Origin of the sequence: Citrobacter sp. TBCS-14 (assembly GCF_005280805.1) — a bacterium.
GTDB lineage: Bacteria > Pseudomonadota > Gammaproteobacteria > Enterobacterales > Enterobacteriaceae > Citrobacter > Citrobacter gillenii.
This window is the reverse complement of sequence record NZ_SZWM01000179.1, coordinates 1-236: the sequence shown is the minus strand read 5'-3', so window position 1 is coordinate 236 and position 236 is coordinate 1. Positions and strand designations below refer to the sequence as shown.

At 59.3% G+C, this 236-nt stretch carries 1 pseudogene; it reads right to left on the bottom strand.

Annotated elements, in window-relative coordinates:
* Positions 1 to 55: 55 nt before the first annotated feature.
* Positions 56 to 236, bottom strand: a pseudogene (gene idnK / locus FDX22_RS08640) (gluconate kinase); the annotation flags it as partial.

Genomic DNA, 236 nt, shown 5'->3' with positions numbered 1-236 from the left:
CGTGGTGCTGAAAGCCGACTTCTGATGCCGGGCTCAGTCCCGCAAGGGACTGGGCTTATTGCCCGTTACGAAACGCGAGCACCGCCTGGCGGCACTGTTCCGTCACATGCTCAATGTCATGGTTCACGTCGATGCGGGCAATATCTTTCTCATCGTCCTGCGGGCACTCCAGCGCGTCGAACTGGCTTTTGAGTAATCCCACCGGCATAAAATGCCCTGCCCGACGCTGCATGCGC